We start from the raw sequence: 19,031 nt of genomic DNA, 5'->3' as shown, positions 1-19,031 counted from the left end.
CATGAGAGGAAAGGGAGACGACGTGGATGCTGATGCGTACCGCACTTCCTACCGCCGAATGGTGGGCCATGCGCCCGGAATCCCGGAGCTTCCACCGCACGGGCGCCGTGATCAGGTAGAGGAGGCGGGCACTCTCACCCGAAAGAGTTCGTTCCTGTGGGGTAGGGCGGCCACCGTGGTGACCACGTAGGCTCGACCTGCCGAACAACCGACGTCGATTTGCCAGGAGTGACCGTGATTCCCGGTGGTGGCCAGCCCAACATGCAGGAGATTCTCCAGCAGGCCCAGAAGATGCAGCAGGACCTCGCGGCGGCCCAGGAAGAACTGGCCGCGACCGAGGTCGACGGCCAGTCGGGCGGCGGTCTCGTGAAGGCCACCGTCAACGGCTCCGGGGAGCTGCGCGGCCTTGTCATCGACCCCAAGGCAGTCGATCCCGAAGACACGGAGACGCTCGCCGATCTCGTCATCGCCGCCGTCCAGGCGGCGAACGAGAACGCGCAGCAGCTCCAGCAGGAGAAGCTCGGCCCGCTCGCCCAGGGTCTCGGAGGGATGCCGGGCCTGCCCTTCTAGCGGGGCGCCTCAGCAACTACCGTACGAGCGGTAAGAATTAACGACTTCCATACGCACCTCGATACGCACCTCGATACGTACCTCAGAGCAGCATCAGGAAAGGCAATCCGTTGTACGAAGGCGTGGTCCAGGACCTCATCGACGAACTGGGCAGACTGCCCGGCGTCGGTCCCAAGAGCGCGCAGCGGATCGCCTTCCACATCCTCCAGGCCGAGCCGACCGACGTCCGCCGCCTCGCGCACACCCTGCTCGAAGTGAAGGACAAGGTCCGCTTCTGCGCGGTCTGCGGCAACGTGGCGCAGGAGGAGCTGTGCGGCATCTGCCGCGACGCACGCCGCGATCTGACGGTCATCTGCGTCGTCGAGGAGCCCAAGGACGTCGTGGCCATCGAGCGGACCCGTGAGTTCCGCGGCAAGTACCACGTGCTCGGCGGCGCGATCAGCCCCATCGAGGGTGTGGGCCCCGACGACCTGCGGGTCCGCGAGCTGCTGGCCCGTCTCGCCGACGGTACGGTCACCGAACTGATCCTGGCCACCGATCCCAACCTGGAGGGCGAGGCCACGGCCACGTACCTCGCCCGCATGATCAAACCGATGGGCCTGCGGGTCACGCGCCTTGCCAGCGGTCTGCCCGTGGGGGGCGACCTGGAATATGCCGACGAGGTCACGCTGGGGCGTGCCTTCGAGGGGAGACGACTGCTCGATGTCTGACGCAACGCTGCACTCCACCACGCAGGACCCGGACGACTTCGCGGTCCAGATCGCCGACCAGGTCGAGAGCTTCATCGTCGCGGTCACAGAGGTGGCGAAGGGCGACGAGCCGGACAGCGCCGTGCCCTTCCTGCTCCTGGAGGTCTCCCAGCTGCTCCTGGCCGGGGGCCGGCTGGGCGCGCACGAGGACATCCTCCCCGACGAGCGGTACGAGCCCGATCTGGGCCCGGAGCCGGACGTCGACGACCTGCGCGAGCGCTTCGCGGCGATGCTGGAGCCGATCGACGTGTACTCGGAAGTCTTCGATCCGTACGAGCCCCGCAAGGCACCGGTCCCGTGCCGGATCTCCGACGACCTGGCCGACATCGTCGCGGACCTGCGGCACGGCATGGCGCACTACCGCGCGGGCCGGACGACCGAGGCGCTCTGGTGGTGGCAGTTCTCGTACTTCTCCAACTGGGGCTCCACGGCCTCGGCAGCACTCCGCGCCCTCCAGTCCCTGGTGGCCCACGTCCGCCTGGACCAGCCCCTCCCGGCCCTGGACGGCCTGGACACGGACCAGGACCTGGGCGAGGACGCGCTCGCGGAGGAGGCGGGCCGGGTGATGGCGGAGGAACTGGGCACGCTGGGCATGCGCAAGGTCGCGGACCCGGCGTAGCGCGGTCCGTCCGCTACCGCTTGACGAGCTGAGCGGGGTCGATGTCGAAGGGGAAGGGCTCGGCGAGCGAGGTGCGTTCGCCGGCCTGCACGAGGCGGTTACGGGCATCGTCGGGCAGGGCCAGGACATCGTCCAGCGTCCAAGGCCCGGAATGATCAGTGGCGGCAACGCCCACTCTCTCTCACCTCTATCGCTCGGGCTCCCTCCAGTGTGCCCTGGTACGGCGGCTCAGCGCCAAGACACTCTGGGCGCCTTGGTCAAGCTGTTCAGCTTTGTTGCGTGACATCCCGGCAGGTGGTCCCGGAGCTTGAGCCTCGGGCTTCGAGCCCTTTTTTAGTTGAGTGGGTGGGAGGGGAGGGAACCGACCCCCCTCCCAACTCCCCCGCTGACCAGTCGAGATGACTTTCTGTGGTCAGTTTGCGCCAGAGCGTATTGACGGTTTAGCGTTCATGGCATTAAGCGGCCCCGGCAGGTGCGGACAACACCAACTCCGGGGCCTGACCAACGGATCGAACGGACTCGATCGTGGATTCCACAGAGTTTAGTGCCGCCCTGCGCGCGCCCGCACACCCCTCGGCCAAGCCCGGCTACGGCAAACGCTCCGCGCGGGGCCAACTCCCGCGTACCAGGACCGATTTCGCACATCTGCGCCCGAGGGAAGCGGCGCTCGCCGCGTACATCGACCGGCTGCCCGAAGGCGCCGCGATCGGCTACAAGCCGCTGGCGGCGAACGTCGCCGACTACGGGCAGCAGGCGTGCGCCAAAGCGCTCAAGTTCCTGTCGCACGAGGGGCATCTGCGGCTGGTGAAGGAACACCTGTGCACGGCGGACAACAGCTTCCGCTGGGTGACGCGGACCTACTTCTCGCGGACGTCGAGGGACGACGACTGGTGGAAGGCGTACGTGGACAGCCTGCGCGGCATCGACCTCACGGAGCTGGAGCGACGCCAGCGCGACACGACCTCGGCGGAAACGGCCGAGACGGCGGAGGAGCCCGTACGGCAGCCCGAGCCGGTCGCTCCCGCCGCACCGTCCGCCGCCTACCGCACCCTCGCCCGGCTCGGGCGTACCGACCCCCGTATGACCCTGTCCGCCACCGAGTGCGCCGCGCTCGAATCGCTCGCCGCGCAGTGGCTGGCGCGCGGCGCGACGGCGGACCACCTGACCCGTTCACTGACCACCGGGCTGCCACACCCCCTGCACAGCCCCGGCGCGATCGCCCGCAAACGACTGGAGAGCAAGATGCCGCCCGAGCCGTACCAGGCCCCCGAGTACATCACCCGAGCCGTGATGGTCTGTATGGGCTGCGAGGAGCCCGACAACGTCGTGACGCTGATCAAGGGCATGTGCCTCGACTGCAACGAGGAGATGGCGGCGTACGACGTGGCCGAGGAGAGGGGCCTGGTCATTGATGCGATCCCGGACACCTTCCGTGCCGTCCCCGCCAAGCAGGAGGTGGCTCGCCGCGCCGATGCCCTGCGCGCGGCGGCCGGCTTCAAGACCCGTCCCATCCCGCGCCCGGCCCACGGCGAACTCGTCCAGGCCTACTCGTCCAACCGCGCGGACCTGCTGCGGGCGGCCGAATGAGCGTCCACGAGATGCCGGTCAGGGCACCATGGAGGGGAGGAGGCGACGCCATGACCCCCAGGACCCCTGCCCGGCCACAGATGTCCGTCGACGAGTTCGAGGAGCTTGCCCGACGCGCGCCAGAGATGGTGCGGCTGGAATTCATCAACGGAAAGGTCCAGGTCAAGCCCGTGCCGGACGGTAACCACGGCGAGATCGTGAAGTGGCTTCAGAAACGCTGCATGCAGTTTCGCCCCGAGCTGTGGTTGTACGCAGAGCAAGGGCTGTGCGTCGATACGTACCGAAAGGGCCGGGCTCGGCCCGATGGAGTGCTCGCACCGGACGACTACTTCGTCGGACAGGGAGAGTGGGCCGAAACCGAAGGAGTCTTGATGGCGGTGGAGGTCACCTCGCGTGACGCGGACACCGAGAAGCGCGACCGCATCGAAAAGCGCGACGGGTTTGCGGCAGCCGGTATCCCCGCCTATCTCCTCGTCGACCGCGACGCCTGCTCCCTGACTGTGCATGCCGAGCCCGAGAAGGGCGAGTATCGCTCGGTCACGATCAGACCGTTCGGTGCCGTCGTCGAGCTTCCCGACCCGGTCGGCATCACGCTGGAGACCGAGAAGCTCAAGGACTACGCGGACTGACGCTCGCCGGACGCGGGCCGAACCCGGGTGGCACGTGGCTCTATTGCGGCAACCAACTCCTGTGGTGGCGCACGCAGTCGGGCATGAGCCGCGAGGAGCTGGCGGCGGCGACGAACTACGCGGCGGCGACGACCCCCGGTCGCTTGCCGGTCGGGTGGGCGCGGGGCGGCAGAGGAGAACGGTACGTGTCATCAGCAGGGTTTCAGGCGGCCGTGCCCGAGATCGATGTCGCCCTCGTGCGGGGGCTGTTGGAGGCGCAGTTTCCGCGGTGGGCCGGGCTGCACGTCACCCCGCTGGCGGACGGGGGGTCCGATCATGTGATCTTTCTGCTCGGCGACGACATGTCCGTACGGCTGCCGAGAGGCGACTGGGCCGCCGGGCAGGCGGAGAAGGAGCACGCGTGGCTGCCGCGGCTCGCGCCCCAACTGCCCCTGGCCATACCCGTACCGCTCGGGCTCGGGGTGCCGGGGCTCGGGTATCCGTATCACTGGTCCGTCACGCGGTGGCTCGACGGGCGCGTCGCGACGGCGGACGGGTTCGCCGATCCCGAGCGGGCCGCCGGTCAACTCGGGGGGTTCCTCAAGGCACTTCAGCGGGTGCCGACGGTGGACGACGGCCACGGCCTGAGCCGGTGGTCGCTCATCGATCGCGACGACGCGACCCGCACCGCCATCAAGGCCCGCACCGGCGGCGTCGCCGCCGACGCCATGACACGCGTGTGGGACGCCGCGCTGGCGGCTCCCGCGTGGGACGCGGCACCCGTCTGGTTCCACGGCGACTTCCACACCGGCAATCTGCTGACCGTCGGCGGGCACGTCAGCGCTGTCATCGACTTCGGCGGGCTCGGCGTGGGCGATCCCGCCTGCGACCTGATGGTGGCCTGGACCACCCTCTCGGCCGAGACCCGGCCCGTGTTCCGCGCGGCGCTCGGTGTGGACGACGCCACGTGGGCGCGCGGGCGGGGGTGGGCGCTGGCCACGGGGCTGAACGCGTACACGCATTACGCGCCGACCAACCCGCGCGTGGCGGCGCAGACCCGCCGGCAGATCGACGAGGCCATCTCCGACGGGCGGGCGGACACCGACACGGAGACCGGCGCGTGGAGGTGACCCTCCGCGTACGCGTCCTGACTCGCGTTGAACCTGGGGCCCAGTTCCTCCGTATAACCCTGATGACGCCTCTGTCGGCGTTCGTTGGCGTTCATCGGCGTTTTACGGAGGCCCCCGTGTTCGGAAAGATCATCCAGTGCGTCGTTGCCGGAGCCATCGCCGCCGGTGGGCTCGCCGCGGCCGGGAGCCTCCCCGCGAACGCCGCCGCCGTACAGGCCCCCGCCGCCACCATCGCCTGCCCCTCCACCGCCTGTGTGCGGCTCGCGAGCGGGCTCGGTGAGGCTGTCCGGGTCGCGCCCGACGGGCCGGGCAGTGCTTACGTCACGTACCAGAACGGCGATCTGCGCGAGGTGGACCTCGTCTCCGGGGGCTCCGTCGTCGTCGCGCGTGGGCTCGGGAATCTCCGGGGCGTCGACGTCCATGGCGGCAGCGCGTACGTCGTCGACTTCGGGGGCAGCGTGCAGCGGGTGGATCTCGGCAGCGGCGCGCGGGAAGTTCTGGCCTCCGGGCTCGGCGCGCTCCAGGCCGTCGTGCACGACGGCGGGAGCGGCAGCACGTATGTCACCGGCGGGGACGGGCAGTTGGTGGAGGTGCGGGAGAGCGGCGGGGCGCCTCGTGTCGTCGCCGGGGGGCTCGGGCTGTCGCAGGGCATCGCGCTCGACGGGAAGGGCAACGCGTACACCGCCGACATGATGGCCGGGCGGGTGCTGCGTACGGAACTGGCCACCGGTGACACCGAGACCCTGGCCTCGGAGACGTACGAGCCGACGTCCATCTCCGTCGGCCCCGGCGGGCAGGTCTACTTCGCCGTGGCGGACCAGGTGACCCGGCTCGACCCGGCCACCGGCCGGAAGACGCACTTCGCGAACATCCGGGGCCTGAACTCCGTCGGATTCACGATGGACGAGCGGGGTGACGCCCACGCCACCGACCTCGGAGGCGGCGGCTCCCTCTGGCGGATTCCCGGCCTGGGCCGAGAGATCCAGGGTTGAGCAGGCGCGTAAGCGGAACCGGAGCAGGTCCAACCGGGCGTGATCAGCGTGTGACCCGGCCCACGTTTCGCGTGGGCCGCCTCATACCGGGCATGCATGTCCAGCGGACAGCCGCAACGCTTCCTGAGTGATCAAGGTGTGAGCCGGGTATCTCACGATGCGATATATCCCAAGCGGAATGCGGCTGCTCGTTAGACTGAGCCGACCGCAGTGATCAACGACTGCGGCATGACTGATCGAGGAGCGCACGTGGGCCTTGTCGTGCAGAAGTACGGAGGCTCCTCCGTTGCCGATGCCGAAGGCATCAAGCGCGTTGCCAAGAGAATCGTCGATGCCAAGAAGAACGGCCACCAAGTGGTCGTCGTGGTATCCGCGATGGGCGACACGACGGACGAGCTGACCGACCTCGCCGAACAGGTGTCCCCGATCCCCGCGGGTCGGGAACTGGACATGCTGTTGACCTCCGGAGAGCGGATCTCCATGGCTCTGCTGGCCATGGCGATCAAAAGCCTGGGCCACGAGGCCCAGTCGTTCACCGGCAGCCAGGCCGGCGTCATCACCGACTCGGTCCACAACAAGGCGCGCATCATCGATGTCACGCCCGGCCGCATCCGTACGGCGCTGGACGAGGGCAACATCGCCATCGTCGCCGGATTCCAGGGTGTGTCCCAGGACAAGAAGGACATCACCACCCTCGGCAGGGGCGGCTCGGACACCACGGCCGTCGCCCTCGCCGCCGCGCTGGACGCCGAGGTCTGTGAGATCTACACGGACGTGGACGGTGTCTTCACGGCCGACCCCCGCGTCGTCCCGAAGGCCCAGAAGATCGACTGGATCTCCATCGAGGACATGCTGGAGCTGGCGGCGTCCGGCTCCAAGGTGCTGCTGCACCGCTGCGTCGAGTACGCACGCCGATACAACATCCCGATCCATGTCCGCTCGTCCTTCTCCGGACTCCGCGGCACCTGGGTCAGCAACGAGCCGCAAGGGGACCAGCAGGTGGAGCACGCCATCATCTCCGGAGTCGCCCACGACGTCTCCGAGGCCAAGATCACCGTCGTCGGCGTTCCCGACAAGCCCGGGGAGGCCGCCGCGATCTTCCGTTCCATCGCGAACGCGGAGATCAACATCGACATGGTCGTGCAGAACGTGTCGGCCGCGTCCACCGGGCTCACCGACATCTCCTTCACCCTCCCCAAGACCGAGGGCCGCAAGGCCATCGACGCCCTGGAGCGGGCGAAGGGCACGATCGGCTTCGAGTCGCTGCGCTACGACGACCAGATCGGCAAGATCTCGCTGGTCGGCGCGGGTATGAAGACGAACCCGGGTGTCACGGCCGGTTTCTTCGAGGCTCTGTCGGACGCGGGTGTGAACATCGAGCTCATCTCGACCTCCGAGATCCGTATCTCGGTCGTCACCCGCGCGGACGACGTGAACGAGGCTGTACGCGCGGTGCACACCGCCTTCGGCCTCGACACCGAAACGGACGAGGCCGTGGTCTACGGAGGCACCGGACGATGAGCGGGAGTCGCGGAAGCGCGGGCCGATGAACGGCCGCCCGACGCTCGCGGTCGTAGGCGCGACCGGGGGCGTCGGCGCCGTCATGCTCCAGATCCTGTCGCAGCACGCGGACGTCTGGGGCGAGATCCGCCTTCTGGCCTCGCCCCGCGCGGTCGGCCGCAAGCTGACCGTACGGGGCGAGGAGACCGAGGTCGTGGCGCTCACCGAGGCCGCGCTCTCGGGCGTGGACGTCGCGCTGTTCCTCGTACCGGACGCCGTGTCCGCCCAGTGGGCACCCGTCGCGGTCTCCCAGGGCGCCGTCGTGGTGGACGCGTCCGCCGCGTTCCGCATGGATCACCAGGTGCCTCTCGTGGTGCCCGAGCTGAACCCGCATGCCGCACGGCTCCGTCCGCGCGGCATCATCGCGAGTCCGGGGTGCGCCACGCTCTCGATGATCGTCGCGGTCGGCTCGCTGCACGCCGAGTTCGGGGTGCGTGAGCTGGTCGTCTCCTCGTACCAGGCGGTCAGCGCCGCCGGGCAGGACGGCGTCGAGGCGCTGCGCCGGCAGCTGTCGGTGGTGGCAGGTACGGAGCTGGGGACGAACCCCGGCGACGTACGGCGCGCGGTCGGCGACATCACCGGGCCCTTCGGCGGGCCGCTCGCGCTCAACGTCGTCCCGTGGGCGGGGTCGCTCATGGCGGACGGCTGGTCGTCCGAGGAGATGGCGATCCGCGAGGAGACCCGGAAGATCCTCGACCTGCCGGATCTGAAGGTCGCGGCGACCTGCGTGCACGTGCCCGTGATCACCACGCACTCGCTCGCCGTGCACGCGCGCTTCGAGGGCGCGGTCACGGTCGACCGGGCGCACGAGATCCTGGCGACGTCGCCGGGTGTGGTGCTGTTCGACAATCCGGCGGCGGGGGACTTCCCGACGCCGGCGGACGTGGTGGGGACCGACCCGACCTGGGTGGGGCGGGTACGGCGTTCGCTGGACGACGAGCGGGCGCTGGAGCTGTTCGTGTGCGGCGACAACCTCCGTAAGGGCGCGGCCCTCAACACCGCGCAGATCGCGGAGGCCGTGGCCGGGGAATTCACCGGCAGGTAGCCGGAGCGCGTAGACGGGGCCCGGGGTGTCGTGATGGGCTGAACCGAGGGCGGGTAGCGCGCGGGGGTTGAGTGGGTGCCCGCCCGCTGGGGCCGCCCGGCGCTTTGTAGGATCTGTGAACGCCCTGTGAGCAAATCGCCGGTCTGTGCCACTTGAACTGGGGTGTTCCGGTGGCGGACGATGCTCATTCGACTTGTTGCAACCACCGGTTGACCGGAAGCGTCTAAGCGGTCGCCCCTCCGTGGTGCCGTAGGCAAAAGGGGCACGTGGGGGAGAACGGTTACGCATGAGGGCAATTGGTGCATCGTCAAATGTGGTGGCGAACGCGTACAACCCTGGGCGGGGGCAGCGTGTCCAACAGGCGTGGCAGAGGTTCTCGATTTCACAGCGGTCGTCCCGGTTCGCGGCACTTCGGTGCGGCCGAGCCGTCGACCCCGCAGGCCCGGTGGTATGCCGGTGATCGCTCCCATGCCAGCGGCGCGCCCGGCCGGTATTCCGGACCGGCGCGAGGGCGCTGACGACGCGATGGCCGCAGGTACCACCGTCGATCATCTGACCGAGACCTACCGACAGCACTACCGCTCACTGCTCGGCCTCGCGGCACTGCTCCTGGACGACACGGCCTCCTGCGAGGACGTCGTCCAAGAGGCTTTCATCCGTGTGCACTCGGCGCGCAACCGCGTACGCGAACCGGAGAAGACCCTGGCGTATCTGCGCCAGACGGTCGTCAACCTGTCGCGCTCCGCGCTGCGCCGCCGCATCCTCGGGCTCAAGCTGCTCTCGAAGCCGATGCCCGACATGGCGAGCGCCGAGGAAGGCGCGTACGACCTGCTGGAGCGCGACGCGCTGATCAAGGCGATGCGCGGCCTCCAGCGCCGCCAGCGCGAGGTACTGGTGCTGCGCTATTTCGCCGACATGACGGAGGCACAGGTCTCCGAGACGCTCGGCATATCCCTGGGCTCGGTGAAGGCGTACGGCTCGCGAGGCATCGCGGCGCTGCGTATCGCCATGGAGGCCACGGCATGAACGGGCACGAGCATGACCAGGACCACGGAAGGCCGGAGGGGCCGGACGGTCCGACGAGCGAGTCGACTGGGAATGGAACTGTGAACCACGGGCCGGAAGAAGAACCGGGCGGAGACCTGCACAGTGTGGACGAGGGCACGCGGGGCGCGGAAGGCGCCGCCGGCGGCGGCCCCCGGGCCGAGGTGACCCGGCAGACGGATGTGACTCAGCCCCAGCTCCTCGCGGCGGTCTTCGGCCGCGGGGAGGGGGGAGCGGGCCCCGGTGACGGCGGCGGCAACGGTGACGGCGGCGGTCACGGTGACGACGGCGGTATCCCCGACGAGTTGGCGCTGCGCCGGCTCCTGCACGGCGCCGTCCAGGAGATCGAGCCGTCGCCCGGAGCCCTCGACCATCTGAGGCGGGCCGTGCCCGCGAGGCGCGCGCGCAAGCGCCAGGCCATCGTCGGCGTCGCCGCGGCGGCGCTGCTGATCGGTACGGCCGTGCCCGCCTTCGTGCATGTCGCCGGCGCCGGCAGCTCCTCGGACGACAAGTCTTTCAACGTGGGCCACGGGGAGCAGGTGCAGGGCGGCACCGGCTCCGACGGCGGCCCGAAGAACACCGAGAAGGAGGGCTCCGACCCCTCCGGCAAGACGGACGACGAACAGGGCGGTCCGGGCGGCAAGGACTCGCCCGAGACGGGCGTCGGCGGGACCACGGGCGGTACGACCGGTGGCTTCGACAACGACCCCGAGAGCAGCTTCACCAGCTCCACCGCCACCTGCGACGCGAGCCAGCTCCAAGTGAGCTCCGAGTCGGGCGAACCGCAGTCCGACGGCACGGTCTACGGCCGCTTCCGTATCTCCAACGTCTCCGGCACCGACTGCTCGGTCAGCGGCCACGGATCCGTCGAGTTCCAGGCGACGGGCGCCGCCGACCCCAGCAAGATCGAAGTGGTGGACCACACCGCGGGTGACCCCGCGACGGACCTGCCCGACCCCTCGCAGGAGGCGACCAGCCTGGTGCTGCCGCCGTCGGGGGCGTACGAGGTGATGTTCGCCTGGGTGCCGACCGACACCTGTCCGACCGACGAGCCGTCACCGGACCCCTCGCCCACGGAGGGCGAGACGGGCGGTGCGACGAACGGCACCGGATCGACGCCGATCGAGCCGGAGCCGGAGCCGCAGCTCGGCAGCGACGACGGGGCGCCCGAGGACGGCAGCATCGACGTCGTACACACGCCGGAGTCCGGCTCGGAGTCGGCCGCGACGACGATCGACAACGCGTGCGCGGGGAAGATCTACCGGACGGGTGTGCTGGAAGCGTCGTAGGGCCCGCTTGCCTTCTTCGGGTACGAGGACGGACGTGCCGGAGTTACGCCGCCGTCTCCAGGCCCAGCGCGCGGTCCTTGATCGCCTCGGTCTCGCGCCGGAACAGCCGGAACCACATGAAGATCACGAACGCGACGAAGACGAACCACTCGCCCGTGTATCCCAGGTTCTGGAACGCCTTCAGGTCGAGCCCGCTGCCCTGGGGCGCCTGCGCCGGTACGGGCGTAAGACCGGCCTCGGGCTCGGTGACCGTGACCCAGGCGTCGTACACCGCGTACGGCACGAGATTGACCAGCGACGCTCCGCTGATGATGCCGACCTGCCCGGCCGGCAGCCCGCCGCGGGAGTCGGCGCCTTCGGTGCCCGCGTTCTCCGGCGCCTGGAGCGCGCCGGTCACGCTGACCTCGCCCTTCGGCGCGGGGGGCACGGCCTCGCCGGCCGGCACCCAGCCGCGTACGACGGGCAGCGCCCTGCCGCCGTCGGTCCGCAGGAGCGCCAGCACGTACGAGCCGGACTTCTCGTCCAACTCCCGGTTCGGGACGATGAGTTGATCCGCGTACGTACCGGTCGCCGTGGCATGCCGGCCCGAGGTCTCCTGATCGACGGGCAGCAACTCCGTGAGCGGCGCGGCGGCCCGCTTCCCCGGGTCGGGCGCGGCCTCGGCGCTCCGGTGCGAATCGACGCGGTCCTCGAAACGGCCGAGCTGCCAGGTCCCCATGAAGACGCAGAAGGGGATGGCGAGCAGCACGAAGACATTGATGCCCCACCAGCGGGGCGTCAGCAGAAACCGGTACACCCCTCTACGGTACGCAGCGCCCGCGCGGGCCCTGGGGGCGGGTTCGCGCACGAGGTGCCGTGCCGCGTTCCGGGCCCGCGAAGATCCGCGGGACAGGGCCTCCCCACGGACGGACCGCGCGGGCGGCCCCGTCCGGCGCGGGACGGGGCGGGACGTCCTACCGGAGGTGCCGCTCCGCGAAGTCCAGCTCCAGCCGGACCTGCTTGATCCGCTCCTCGACCACCAGGGACCCGTGCCCGGCGTCGTACCGGTACACCTCGTGTGCCGCCCCGCGTGCCGCCAGCCGGTTCACATAGTTCTCCACCTGCTGGATCGGGCAGCGCGGGTCGTTCAGGCCGGCCGAGATGTAGACCGGCGCGCGCACGGCGTCGACGTACGTCAGCGGCGACGACGCCTCGTACCGCTCGGGGACCTCCTCCGGCGTGCCCCCGAGCAGTGTGCGGTCCATGGACTTCAGGGCCTCCATCTCGTCGTGGTAGGCCGTGACGTAGTCGGCCACCGGTACGGCCGCCAGCCCCACCGCCCACGCGTCCGGCTGCGTGCCGAGGCCCAGCAGCGTCAGATAGCCGCCCCACGAGCCGCCGGAGAGCACGAGCTTCGCCGGGTCGGCGAGCCCCGAGGAGACCGCCCACTCGCGCACGGCCGCGATGTCCTCCAGCTCGATCAGGCCGACGCGGTGCTTGAGCGCGTCCGTCCACTCGCGCCCGTAGCCGGTGGAGCCGCGGTAGTTGACCCGTACGACCGCGAAGCCGTGGTCCACCCAGGCCGCCGGGCCCGCCGTGAAGGAGTCCCGGTCGTGCGCGGTCGGCCCGCCGTGGATCTCGAAGACCGTCGGGAACGGCCCCTCGCCCGCCGGCCGCTGCACCAGCGCGTGGATCCGGCCGCCCGGCCCCTCCACCCAGACGTCCGTCACCGGCACGGAATCCGGCGCTTTCGCCCCCGGCGGGTCGAGCACGACCTCACCCGACGTGGACCGCACCACCGGCGGGTGGGCCGCCGACGACCACAGATACTCCACCGATCCGTCGGGCCTGGCCGTCGCACCCGACACCGTCCCGGCGGGCGTCGTGACCTCGATCAGCGCGCGCGTCGCGAAGTCGTAGCGCCACAGCTCGCTGCGCGCCTCGAAACTGTGCACGATCAGCAGGGCGGACCCGTCCGGATACCACTCGGCCGATACGTCTCCGGGCAGCTCGATCGCCAGATCGGTCTCCTCGCCGGTGGTCACGTCCCACACGACCGGCTCCCAGCGGCCGCGCCGCTGGTGTCCGACGAGAAGGCGGGTGTCGCCGTCGACCGGCGCGAAACCGAGGACGGACAGGCCCAGTTCGAGCTTGCCGCCCTTGGTGTCGTCCAGCTCGGCGACCGTCGTGCCGTCGAGGCGGACCACGCGCAGCGCGGAGTGCATCGCGTCGCCGTGCTCGGTGTGCTCGACGGCGATGAGCGTCCCGTCGTGCGACAGGTCGCCGACGCCGGCGGACTCGCGGTGGCGGTAGATCTCGACCGGGGCGCCGCCGGCGGTCAGGACATGGATCGTCGAACCGTCCTCGTCCGTGGAGCAGCCGACGACCGCCGTCCCGTCACGGCCGAGGGCGAGTCCGCTGGGGTAGGCCGGGTCGATGCCGGGGGCGGCGGGCTCGTCGCGGCCGGCGGGCTTGTCGGGGCCGGTGGGCTCGTCGGCGCCGTCGCCGAAGGGCTGCCGCTTCCAGACGCCGAACTCGTCGCCGTCGGTGTCGCTGAACCACCAGATCCACCGGCCGTCGGGGGTCAGCACGCCGTCCGTGGTGCCGTTCGGGCGGTCGGTGACCTGCCGCTGGGCGCCGGTGGCGCGGTTCCACGCGTACAGCTCGTACGTGCCCGTCGCGTTCGACACGAACAGCGCGCGGTCGGGCGCGTCCTCGGCCCACTCGGGCAGCGAGACGCGGGGAGCCCGGAATCGCTTCTCCCAGTCGGGCGCCGCGTCGGGCCCCGCCGGGTCGTGTGGCTGGTGGTGGTCGTTCTTCTCAGTCATACGCCCCATTCTGCGTCTCCGGAGGGGCCCTACGGGGTCCACGCGGGAGATCTGCCGAGCGTGACCAGTACGAGGTCGAAGGGCCGACCGGGCCGGGCGCCCCGAGTCCGCGCGGGGCTGAAGGCCGCGCCCGGGGCGAGCCGCCGTTCGTCGTCCGGCACGAGGCGCGCGAGCGCGAGGGCTGCCTCGGCGATGTCGTCGTCCGGCTGCAAGTCGAGGCCGATGGCCCTGGCGATGTCCCAGGCGTGGACGGCGTGGTCCAGGAAGTGGAATCCGACGGCGACGGTGGCGGGGAAACGCCTGGGATGTCTCGCGAGTCGCCCGTCCATCGATGGCCCCGACCCGAGGAGAACGTGGCATGGACTTCGCTATGACAGCTGTCCGTACGGCCCTGAACAGCGCGTCCTACGTGTCACCGCGGCTCGCCGGCAAGGCCGCCTTCCGTCTCTTCCGGGTCCCGCGGGGTCGGGGCCGTCTGAGGCCCGGCGAGCGCCCGGTGATGGAACGGGCCGAGGTGGGTGAGATCGCCGTCGGCGGGGAGAAGGCTGTCAGTTACCGATGGGGGACCGGCGAACGTCCGGTACTGCTGGTGCACGGGTGGGAGTCGCGGGGCTCGCGCTTCGCCGCGCAGGTCACCGAGTTGCTGGAGCTCGGCCTCAGCCCCGTCGCCTTCGACGCGCCCGGCCACGGCGAAGCGACCGGCGAGAGCATGACGATTGTCGATCTGCGCGACATCGTCGCCTCGCTGGACGCGGCGCACGGACCGTTCGAGATGGTCGTGGCGCACTCGCTCGGTGTCACCGCGACATTCGTCGCCGTCCAGGAGCGCGGGGTGCGGACGGAGCGGATCGTGGCGATCAGCGGGGTGCCGGACTTCGCGTATCTGGTGGACCGGTTCTGCGCGCGGCTGGGGCTGCGGGCTCGGCTGAACTCCGAGCTTCGGGGCCGTATCGAACGGGAGTTGTTCCCCGGCGAGGAGGACATCTGGTCGCGCTTCTCGGTCCGGGGTGCGGCGGCGGAGGCGGGGCGGCGGCTGTCGGTCCTGGTCGTCCACGACGAGGACGACGACCTGGTCGATCCGTCCACTCGCACGCTCTCGCCGATGCGCTGGGCGAGCGTGCGGAGCTGGTCGTCACGCGCGGGCTGGGCCACCGGCGGATCCTGGGCGACCCTCAAGTCACCGCGACGGTAAGGGACTTCGTGGTCAGGGAGGGGACGGGGCGAGCGGCAGCGGAGCCGGATCGGTCGCCACAGCCCGCAGCCGGTTGAGGATGGCCTTGGCGGCCTTGGCGTAGCAGCTGAAGTCGTCGTGCAGGACGGACTCGGCGTTGGCGCCTTCGAGGAGCGACACGAGCTCGAAGGTGAGCTGGGGGATGTCGGTGTCGTCCCGTACCTCGCCCGCCTGCCTGGCGTCCTCGATGTTCTGGCTCACGAACGCGACCCAGTCGAGGCGGGCCCGCGCCACCGCGTCGTGGACCTTGCCCTCGCGTGCGTCGTACTCGGCCGAGACCGAGTAGAAGAAGCAGCCGCCGGGGAAGACGCGGCTTTCCGAGTACCTGAGCCATCCGTCGCACAGCTGCCGCACCCGGTTCAGCCCGGGGGGCATGTCCAGGACGGGCCGCACGACATGGTCGACGTAGACCTTGGCGGCGGCGCGGACGGTGGCGAGCTGGAGCTCCTCCTTGGAGCCGAACAGCGCGAACACCCCGCTCTTGCTCAGTTCCAGCTCACCGGCCAGCCGGCCGAGCGACAGACCCCCGAGACCTTCGACCGAGGCGATCCGGACGGTGTGATTCAGGATCAGTTGGCGGGTCTGGTTCCCGCGTGCGATGCGTCCGTCGGTGCTCGTGGCTGTCACACGTCCAGTGTACTAACCGTACGACCGTGCGGTCATTGCCCGCGTCGACGGTTCGGGGGTCCTGACCGAGGCCGATTGTCAGTGGTCCGGTGCAGACTTCGGATATGACCGAGCTTCGAGGGACGAGTGGCGGCACGGGACCGGTCGCGGTGGTGACGGGGGCGGCGCAGGGCATCGGCCGGCGGGTGGCCGAGGTCCTGGCGGGGGAGGGGTACGCGCTGGCCCTGGCCGACATCGTGCACCCGGTGGACACCCTCGCCGCCGTCCGCGCGGCCGGGGCGGAGGCGGTGGCCGTGGTCGGGGACGTCGCGTCGGAGGAGTACGTGACGCGCCTCGCCGACCAGGTCCACGGGGCCTTCGGCCGGGTGGACGTGCTCGTCAACAACGCGGGTGTCTCCCTGCTCGTACCGGCCGAGGAGACCACGGCCGACCAGTGGCGGCGGGTCCTGGAGGTCAATCTCACCGGCCCGTTCCTGCTGTCCCGCGCGGTGGGCCGGCTGATGCTGGCCGCGGGCGGCGGCTCGATCGTCAACATCGCGTCGATCGCGGGACTGCACGGAGTCTCCGACCGCGCGGCGTACAACGCGAGCAAACACGGCCTGATCGGCCTCACGCGCACGCTCGCGGGCGAGTGGGGAGGCCGGGGCGTACGGGTCAACGCGGTCTGTCCGGGCTGGGTGAAGACCGAGATGGACGCCGCCGACCAGGCGTCCGGCGGGTACACGGACGGGGACATCGTGGAGCGGGTGCCGATGGGACGGTTCGCGGCGCCGGACGACATCGCCCAGGCGGTGGCGTTCCTCGCGGACCCGGCGCGCAGCGGTTTCGTGAACGGCACCGCGCTGCCGGTCGACGGCGGCTGGACGGCGGACGCGAGCTGGACGTCACTGCGCCTGCGCAAGCGCTGACCGACGCGAGAACGCTCTTTATCGGAGGCCGCCGGGCCCCCGCGGCTGGGGCGGCGGCACCGGGACGGCGGCCCACATCACGCCGTCCACGGGCCGGTGACCATCCTGCTCACGCGGTTGGAGGCGAACGACCCGGTCCCGTCGACCCCGCTGCGCGACTTCTGGCGGTACGCGGCCCGACCGCGCGTCGACTTCCGCGCGCCCGCCGGCACGCCCGCCCGCCCGTTCCCGTCAGCGTCGACGGCCCCGTCCCCGTGCCTGCCACCCGGCTCCGACGCCGGCCACGTGCAGGGCGACGAGGGTGAATCCGACGAGCATGAGACTCGTCGTACCGAAAATGACCTCGGTCGACGTCTTGGTGGCGTTGATGATGAAGGCGATGAAAAAGACCACAGCCGCCGCTATCGCGAGCATTCGTTCTCTCCTGCCGTTTCTGCCGACTCTTTCGGCGTATGGCCAACCAGGACCGGAATGACGGTGGTTGGGTCGTTGCCGACCGTGTGCCCCGGAGAAATCCCCGCAGTCCTGCGAGACTGTCGCGATGAGCGAAGTACGCACGGCCCGCGGCGTTCTGGGAGTGGTGGCTTCGGCGGCCGGCGGGGTGGCGTCGCTCCGCACCGGCCTGGTCGAACCGGCGATGGCCCGCGGCTGGCAGGTGGCGGTGACGCTCACCCCGGCCGCCGGCCGCTGGCTCCGGGCGAGCGGCGAACTGGCCCGCCTGGAAGCCTTGACCGGCCTCCCGGTCCGTGACCAGCCCCGCCTCCCCACGGACCCCCGCCCGCACCCGCCGGTGGACTGCTTCGTCGCCGCCCCGGCAACGGCCAACACCGTCGCCAAACTCGCCCTGGGCATCGCCGACAACCAGGCCCTCACCCATCTCACGGAGGCCCTGGGCACCCCCGGCCTCCCGGTGATCGTCTTCCCCCACATCAACGCGGCCCACGCCCGCCACCCGGCCTGGCCCACCCACGTCGCCGGCCTCCGCCAGGCCGACGTTCATCTGATCGAGGGTCCGGACGTCTGGCCCCTCCACGAGCCCCAGGCAGCCCCGCCGGACCGCGAACTTCCGTGGGCGGCGATCCTGCGGGCGGTGGACAGCGCGACGAGGTGATTACGCGGCGACCTCCTCGGATGAGCGGTGCGGGCGGTTCGTGGTGCTCTGTCGGTGTGACGTGATAATCACTTCCCAGGGGAAGTTGATCTGCGGTCGTTGCCGGGGGGCGCGCCGGATCAGGCACGAAGCATCAGACACGACGCATCAGACATGAGGGGGCCGTCATGAGTTTCTTGGGGCGTTTCACCAGACCCGCGCCGCGTGTGGACGCGGACAGCTGGGACCCGGACCTGGCGCGGATGCGCGCCGCTGCCGTCAGGCGGGACTGGCCCGCGCTGCGGGAGCGGTTGGCCGGCATACCCGACGGGCAGGAGCGCACCTGGCTGTTGGCGAGGGTCGCCGATGTCGAGGGGATCGAGACGTGGATCCCGGCGGTCGTCGCGGCGGAGCCGGACTCGGCACTCGCGCTGCTCGTGTCGGGCGCCCACAGGGTCAGTTGGGCGTGGGAGGCGCGGACCGGGTACCGAGCGGTGCATGTCTCACAGGAGCGGTTCCGGACCTTCCACGAGCGGTTGCGCGTCGCCGAGGAGGAGTTGTACGAGGCGGCGGAGCGCGAACCGGACTGGGTCACTCCGTGGTACTTCCTCCAGCGGGCCGGGCGCGGACTCCAGGTCGGGCAGGAGACCTCCCGGCTCCGTTTCGAGGCGGCCGTCAGAAGGTGCCCCGAGCACCTCGGGTCGCACGAGCAGCAGTTGCAGCAGGTGTGCTCCAAGTGGAGCGGCTCGCACGAGGAGATGCACGCCTTCGCGCGTACGTCGATGCTGAAGGGTTCCGAGGGCGGTCCGCTGGGTGAACTCGTCGCGCTCGCACACCTGGAGCACTGGCTCGAACTCGACGGGGGCGAGGACATGGCGTACATACGCCGTCCCGATGTCGTCGCGGAACTGCACGAGGCCGCCGACCGTTCCGTACGGCACCCCGCCTACGGGCGCCCGCGCGACTGGCTCTCCACGTACAACACCTTCGCCATGGCCTTCTCGCTGGCCGGGGAGAAGAAGGCGGCGGCGGAACTCTTCAACGCTCTTGAGGGGCGTGTCACCGAGTTCCCCTGGGAGTACCTCAGCGGTGACCCGACGAAGGCTTTCAGCAAGTGGCGTGCCAAGGCCGGCGGCTGAACCGCCCCGGTCTCCCACCTACTCCCGACGTTCACC

General features: G+C 70.5%; 21 protein-coding genes. 15 read left to right on the top strand and 6 right to left on the bottom strand.

The window, feature by feature from the left end; genetic code table 11:
• Nucleotides 1-234 precede the first annotated feature (234 nt).
• The 3 genes from ACIBBB_RS29570 to ACIBBB_RS29560 all read left to right on the top strand — a co-directional run bounded on the left by ACIBBB_RS29570 (nucleotide 235) and on the right by ACIBBB_RS29560 (nucleotide 1,938).
• Nucleotides 235-570, top strand: a complete 336-nt coding sequence (locus ACIBBB_RS29570) for a YbaB/EbfC family nucleoid-associated protein (protein ID WP_189108913.1) — start codon at nucleotides 235-237, stop codon at nucleotides 568-570.
• Between the two features lie 110 nt (nucleotides 571-680).
• Complete coding sequence (gene recR, locus ACIBBB_RS29565; RefSeq protein ID WP_189108912.1) at nucleotides 681-1,280, top strand: recombination mediator RecR; 600 nt, start codon at nucleotides 681-683, stop codon at nucleotides 1,278-1,280.
• Nucleotides 1,273-1,938 (top strand): DUF5063 domain-containing protein, encoded by a 666-nt coding sequence (locus ACIBBB_RS29560; RefSeq protein ID WP_398987310.1) that lies wholly within the window; start codon nucleotides 1,273-1,275, stop codon nucleotides 1,936-1,938. The genes recR and ACIBBB_RS29560 overlap by 8 nt, the downstream gene beginning before the upstream one ends.
• 13 nt (nucleotides 1,939-1,951) lie before the next feature.
• On the opposite strand, the gene ACIBBB_RS29555 is transcribed toward ACIBBB_RS29560, so the two are convergent.
• Complete coding sequence (locus ACIBBB_RS29555) at nucleotides 1,952-2,113, bottom strand: hypothetical protein (protein WP_398987308.1); 162 nt, start codon at nucleotides 2,111-2,113, stop codon at nucleotides 1,952-1,954.
• Between the two features lie 350 nt (nucleotides 2,114-2,463).
• On the opposite strand from ACIBBB_RS29555, the gene ACIBBB_RS29550 reads away from it, so the two are divergent.
• The 8 genes from ACIBBB_RS29550 (at nucleotide 2,464) to ACIBBB_RS29515 (ending at nucleotide 11,193) form a co-directional block, all read left to right on the top strand.
• Nucleotides 2,464-3,525 carry a hypothetical protein gene (locus ACIBBB_RS29550; RefSeq protein WP_398987306.1) on the top strand — a complete coding sequence of 354 codons (1,062 nt, stop codon included), beginning with the start codon at nucleotides 2,464-2,466 and terminating at the stop codon, nucleotides 3,523-3,525.
• A gap of 50 nt (nucleotides 3,526-3,575) precedes the next feature.
• The gene (locus ACIBBB_RS29545) at nucleotides 3,576-4,154 is read left to right on the top strand and encodes a Uma2 family endonuclease (protein ID WP_398987304.1); all 579 of its coding nucleotides are present in this window, start codon (nucleotides 3,576-3,578) and stop codon (nucleotides 4,152-4,154) included.
• An 83-nt stretch (nucleotides 4,155-4,237) separates the two neighbouring features.
• Nucleotides 4,238-5,263, top strand: coding sequence for an aminoglycoside phosphotransferase family protein (locus tag ACIBBB_RS29540; protein WP_398987302.1), 1,026 nt, complete (start codon nucleotides 4,238-4,240; stop codon nucleotides 5,261-5,263).
• A 116-nt stretch (nucleotides 5,264-5,379) separates the two neighbouring features.
• A complete protein-coding gene (locus tag ACIBBB_RS29535) occupies nucleotides 5,380-6,255 on the top strand; it encodes a hypothetical protein (protein WP_398987300.1) in 876 nt (291 codons plus the stop codon).
• A gap of 249 nt (nucleotides 6,256-6,504) precedes the next feature.
• Nucleotides 6,505-7,776, top strand: coding sequence for an aspartate kinase (locus tag ACIBBB_RS29530; RefSeq protein ID WP_398987466.1), 1,272 nt, complete (start codon nucleotides 6,505-6,507; stop codon nucleotides 7,774-7,776).
• Between the two features lie 25 nt (nucleotides 7,777-7,801).
• The gene (locus ACIBBB_RS29525) at nucleotides 7,802-8,860 is read left to right on the top strand and encodes an aspartate-semialdehyde dehydrogenase (RefSeq protein WP_398987298.1); all 1,059 of its coding nucleotides are present in this window, start codon (nucleotides 7,802-7,804) and stop codon (nucleotides 8,858-8,860) included.
• Between the two features lie 363 nt (nucleotides 8,861-9,223).
• Nucleotides 9,224-9,886, top strand: a complete 663-nt coding sequence (locus ACIBBB_RS29520; protein ID WP_398987296.1) for a SigE family RNA polymerase sigma factor — start codon at nucleotides 9,224-9,226, stop codon at nucleotides 9,884-9,886.
• A gap of 80 nt (nucleotides 9,887-9,966) precedes the next feature.
• The gene (locus ACIBBB_RS29515) at nucleotides 9,967-11,193 is read left to right on the top strand and encodes a hypothetical protein (RefSeq protein ID WP_398987294.1); all 1,227 of its coding nucleotides are present in this window, start codon (nucleotides 9,967-9,969) and stop codon (nucleotides 11,191-11,193) included.
• A gap of 43 nt (nucleotides 11,194-11,236) precedes the next feature.
• Here ACIBBB_RS29515 and ACIBBB_RS29510 read toward each other — a convergent pair whose 3' ends face one another.
• From ACIBBB_RS29510 to ACIBBB_RS29500, 3 genes are all read right to left on the bottom strand, one after another.
• Entirely contained in the window at nucleotides 11,237-11,989 is a 753-nt protein-coding gene (locus ACIBBB_RS29510; RefSeq protein WP_398987292.1) for an SURF1 family protein, read from the bottom strand.
• 157 nt (nucleotides 11,990-12,146) lie between these two features.
• The gene (locus ACIBBB_RS29505) at nucleotides 12,147-14,000 is read right to left on the bottom strand and encodes a S9 family peptidase (protein WP_398987290.1); all 1,854 of its coding nucleotides are present in this window, start codon (nucleotides 13,998-14,000) and stop codon (nucleotides 12,147-12,149) included.
• A 29-nt stretch (nucleotides 14,001-14,029) separates the two neighbouring features.
• A complete protein-coding gene (locus ACIBBB_RS29500; protein ID WP_398987288.1) occupies nucleotides 14,030-14,329 on the bottom strand; it encodes a hypothetical protein in 300 nt (99 codons plus the stop codon).
• Between the two features lie 29 nt (nucleotides 14,330-14,358).
• Here ACIBBB_RS29500 and ACIBBB_RS29495 point away from each other — a divergent pair, with 29 nt between their 5' ends.
• On the top strand, nucleotides 14,359-15,192 hold the full coding sequence (locus ACIBBB_RS29495) for an alpha/beta hydrolase (RefSeq protein WP_398987286.1): 834 nt from the start codon (nucleotides 14,359-14,361) through the stop codon (nucleotides 15,190-15,192).
• A 12-nt stretch (nucleotides 15,193-15,204) separates the two neighbouring features.
• On the opposite strand, the gene ACIBBB_RS29490 is transcribed toward ACIBBB_RS29495, so the two are convergent.
• Nucleotides 15,205-15,858 (bottom strand): TetR/AcrR family transcriptional regulator, encoded by a 654-nt coding sequence (locus tag ACIBBB_RS29490; protein WP_398987284.1) that lies wholly within the window; start codon nucleotides 15,856-15,858, stop codon nucleotides 15,205-15,207.
• A gap of 104 nt (nucleotides 15,859-15,962) precedes the next feature.
• On the opposite strand from ACIBBB_RS29490, the gene ACIBBB_RS29485 reads away from it, so the two are divergent.
• Nucleotides 15,963-16,766, top strand: coding sequence for an SDR family NAD(P)-dependent oxidoreductase (locus tag ACIBBB_RS29485; protein WP_398987283.1), 804 nt, complete (start codon nucleotides 15,963-15,965; stop codon nucleotides 16,764-16,766).
• A gap of 231 nt (nucleotides 16,767-16,997) precedes the next feature.
• On the opposite strand, the gene ACIBBB_RS29480 is transcribed toward ACIBBB_RS29485, so the two are convergent.
• The gene (locus tag ACIBBB_RS29480; RefSeq protein ID WP_398987281.1) at nucleotides 16,998-17,180 is read right to left on the bottom strand and encodes a hypothetical protein; all 183 of its coding nucleotides are present in this window, start codon (nucleotides 17,178-17,180) and stop codon (nucleotides 16,998-17,000) included.
• Between the two features lie 127 nt (nucleotides 17,181-17,307).
• Between ACIBBB_RS29480 and ACIBBB_RS29475 the strand changes: the two genes are divergently transcribed.
• Nucleotides 17,308-17,877, top strand: a complete 570-nt coding sequence (locus ACIBBB_RS29475) for a flavoprotein (protein WP_398987279.1) — start codon at nucleotides 17,308-17,310, stop codon at nucleotides 17,875-17,877.
• Between the two features lie 167 nt (nucleotides 17,878-18,044).
• On the top strand, nucleotides 18,045-18,995 hold the full coding sequence (locus ACIBBB_RS29470) for a hypothetical protein (protein ID WP_398987277.1): 951 nt from the start codon (nucleotides 18,045-18,047) through the stop codon (nucleotides 18,993-18,995).
• Nucleotides 18,996-19,031: the final 36 nt, after the last annotated feature.

This window comes from Streptomyces sp. NPDC051217 (assembly GCF_044455465.1).
In the GTDB taxonomy this organism is placed as follows: domain Bacteria; phylum Actinomycetota; class Actinomycetes; order Streptomycetales; family Streptomycetaceae; genus Streptomyces.
The sequence above is the reverse complement of the archived record's forward strand: the minus strand, read 5'-3'. Positions and strand labels throughout refer to the sequence as shown.

Excerpts from the sequence above, each read along its gene's own strand:
- ACIBBB_RS29560 (WP_398987310.1), top strand. The coding sequence starts at position 1,273 with ATGTCTGACGCAACGCTGCACTCCACCACGCAGGACCCGGACGACTTC.
- ACIBBB_RS29475 (WP_398987279.1), top strand. The coding sequence starts at position 17,308 with ATGAGCGAAGTACGCACGGCCCGCGGCGTTCTGGGAGTGGTGGCTTCG.
- ACIBBB_RS29485 (WP_398987283.1), top strand. The coding sequence starts at position 15,963 with ATGACCGAGCTTCGAGGGACGAGTGGCGGCACGGGACCGGTCGCGGTG.
- ACIBBB_RS29480 (WP_398987281.1), bottom strand. The coding sequence starts at position 17,180 with ATGCTCGCGATAGCGGCGGCTGTGGTCTTTTTCATCGCCTTCATCATC.
- ACIBBB_RS29470 (WP_398987277.1), top strand. The coding sequence starts at position 18,045 with ATGAGTTTCTTGGGGCGTTTCACCAGACCCGCGCCGCGTGTGGACGCG.
- ACIBBB_RS29505 (WP_398987290.1), bottom strand. The coding sequence starts at position 14,000 with ATGACTGAGAAGAACGACCACCACCAGCCACACGACCCGGCGGGGCCC.
- ACIBBB_RS29525 (WP_398987298.1), top strand. The coding sequence starts at position 7,802 with ATGAACGGCCGCCCGACGCTCGCGGTCGTAGGCGCGACCGGGGGCGTC.
- ACIBBB_RS29545 (WP_398987304.1), top strand. The coding sequence starts at position 3,576 with ATGACCCCCAGGACCCCTGCCCGGCCACAGATGTCCGTCGACGAGTTC.
- ACIBBB_RS29495 (WP_398987286.1), top strand. The coding sequence starts at position 14,359 with ATGGACTTCGCTATGACAGCTGTCCGTACGGCCCTGAACAGCGCGTCC.
- ACIBBB_RS29500 (WP_398987288.1), bottom strand. The coding sequence starts at position 14,329 with ATGGACGGGCGACTCGCGAGACATCCCAGGCGTTTCCCCGCCACCGTC.
- ACIBBB_RS29540 (WP_398987302.1), top strand. The coding sequence starts at position 4,238 with ATGAGCCGCGAGGAGCTGGCGGCGGCGACGAACTACGCGGCGGCGACG.